Consider the following 2,510-nt stretch of genomic DNA (forward strand, 5'->3'; position numbering starts at 1 on the left):
TCTTGGATATAAAACACCTGCAGAGGTCTTCGCTGCAACATAAACATAAAATGTTGCACTTATATTGACAATCTATCATATGCAATCAATCGTCAATTTTTTAGAAGGTTGCAATAGTATGTTTATTGAAGTTGAGGAATTTGAAGCGGAATGTAGGGCAGAGATGAATAATTATTATGAGAATTGGTAGTAGAGATAGCCACTATTTATTACTAAGTAATCCAGTTATGGATGCATAAATAACATAGAAATATTAAATAATTTATAACTTTAGCAGATTATACTTATTATGAGTAAAATAAGTTAACAGCAGATTTTGTATAAATATATGAAAATTATAAGATTGATATTTTAAGGATGTAACTTAATTTTTTAAGTTACATCCTTAATTTTTTATTTAATACTAAAACTCTGAATAGTAGAAAATAAATGATATAATAAAGATATAGATTATTGGAGGGATATTATGAGAATATTTAACAAAGATATAGAAATATTAGGGGATGACGAAGGATATATAATACTTACATGTCCATATTGTAAAAGTGAATTTAAAGTATCAGCCTATGATCTTCAAGAAAGAGGAATATACAATGAACTGTTTTGTCCATACTGCGGTCTGACAAAGGACATAAAAACTTTTTATACAAGAGAGATTAAATCAAAGGCTACAAAAGTAGCAAAAGAAAATTATAATATTAAAAATGATGAAAATAAATCAGATTTAAATGACGGAAAATATAGTAAAATAAAAAATAATGATAAATTATGCTATAAAACAAACAAAAAGCCTTTAAAACCTCAACAAGGGGATATTTTGGGGATATCTAGTCACAATATAAACCACACACCTAAATTATATAGCAGTAAATCTTTAGATATGAGTTTTTCAAATATGGAAAAAGAAATAGAAAAGGACAAACCTCTTTATAAGATAAAGATGGACAATAAAAAACTTCAAAATGTAAATGTAGACAGATTAAAAGATAAAAATTTAAAAGAAGTTGAATATAAATGCGATATATGCTTATCAAAAGAAAAAATACTTTCAGACGAAAAAACAATATTATACTGTGCTTATTGTGGGGTGAGCTTAAAATGAAAATTGAGGATTTAAGAAAAATAAGTTTTGAATTTAGAAGAATAAGCAGCAATATGCTAAATTCTATCACAGACGACAATAATGTATATCTAATAAAGTTTAAGGAATTTATACAAAATAATAAGATAATAAAAGATTACATAGATTCAAAAGTTAAATACTCGACTATAGATTGGAAAAAATCATTTATACAAGAGGATTGTGGATATAAAAGTGTTATAATCCCGACAAATAAAAACGATCATATAAAAGCTATGTATGATTATTTGATATTTATGACAGATAGCAACAAGAGTTTAAACGGTGAGGCATTTAATTTTCACCTTGGAAGATGTAAGGTAAATGACAGAATACAGTTTTATTTAAACAGAGTATTTTTGCCTTTAATTCACTATATAAACGATTATTTAATAGAAGAGATGATTTTGTATACGAAAGATAAAGAAAACTAAGTTTTGTTAATTAAAAAGGGGGAAATGTTATGAGATTAGTTGTACTTATAGATAATTGTGCAATAAACGGAAGAAATTTAAAAGGAGAAGGAGGAGCGTCTTATTATATAGAAGATGAGGACAAGAAATTTTTGCTTGATACTGGTGCATCAGGACTTTTTATGGAAAATGCTAAAAACTTAGATATAGATTTAGATAATATAGACACAGTAGTATTATCACATGGACATTATGATCACGCTGGAGGTCTTAAGGATTTTGTAGAAAGTAAAAATGATAAAATAAATATAATTTGTCACCCATTAGCATTTAATAAAAAGAAAAGCGGAAATACAAATATGGGAGCTCCATATACCAAAGAAGAGATAATAAAACTTGCAAACGTAAAGTTTTCTGATAAACCCGTTAAAATAAGCAAAAATATAACTTATCTAGGTCAAATTCCAGATACTATTGATTTTGAAAATAGAAAACTAATGGGTCAAATAGAAGTAGATGGAGAGTATAAAAATGACTATATAATAGATGATTCAGCTTTATTATACGAAACACAAGATGGAATATATATAATTACAGGATGTTCACACAGTGGGATTTGTAACATAATCGAATATGCTAAAAAAGTTTCAAAAAAAGATAATGTGCTTGGGATAATAGGAGGGACTCATCTTCAAGAAATAAATAATCAACTTTATAAAACAATAGATTATTTTAAAGCAAACAATATAAAAGAACTTTATCCATGTCATTGTACAAAATTTTATGTTAAGGCAGAAATGTTTAAGTATTTAAATATAAAAGATGCTCATGTAGGGCTTGAGATAAATTGGTAGTGAAATAAACTTCTGTAGAGATAGTAATTATTAAAGCAGAAGTCTTTTTTTATGCAAAAAATAAATATTTTAATAATATTAATACTTTAAATTATAAAATATTTAATAATGAATAATAATGCC

Annotated in this window: 3 protein-coding genes; all 3 read left to right on the forward strand. The window is 25.8% G+C overall.

Features of this window, described 5'->3' with window-relative positions; genetic code table 11:
* The first annotated feature begins 466 nt into the window (after positions 1-466).
* From I4U58_RS13505 to I4U58_RS13515, 3 genes are read left to right on the forward strand one after another with little or no spacing between them, the layout of a single operon-like run.
* Positions 467-1,102: a hypothetical protein gene (locus I4U58_RS13505; RefSeq protein ID WP_195931854.1), complete on the forward strand. Its 636-nt coding sequence runs from the start codon at positions 467-469 to the stop codon at positions 1,100-1,102.
* The gene (locus I4U58_RS13510; RefSeq protein WP_195931855.1) at positions 1,099-1,554 is read left to right on the forward strand and encodes a hypothetical protein; all 456 of its coding nucleotides are present in this window, start codon (positions 1,099-1,101) and stop codon (positions 1,552-1,554) included. Before I4U58_RS13505 ends, I4U58_RS13510 begins: the two co-directional genes overlap by 4 nt.
* 29 nt (positions 1,555-1,583) lie before the next feature.
* Positions 1,584-2,387, forward strand: coding sequence for an MBL fold metallo-hydrolase (locus I4U58_RS13515; RefSeq protein ID WP_195931856.1), 804 nt, complete (start codon positions 1,584-1,586; stop codon positions 2,385-2,387).
* The last annotated feature ends 123 nt before the right edge of the window (positions 2,388-2,510 follow it).

It is taken from the genome of Clostridium sp. 1001270J_160509_D11 (assembly GCF_015667935.1).
In the GTDB taxonomy this organism is placed as follows: domain Bacteria; phylum Bacillota; class Clostridia; order Peptostreptococcales; family Peptostreptococcaceae; genus Intestinibacter.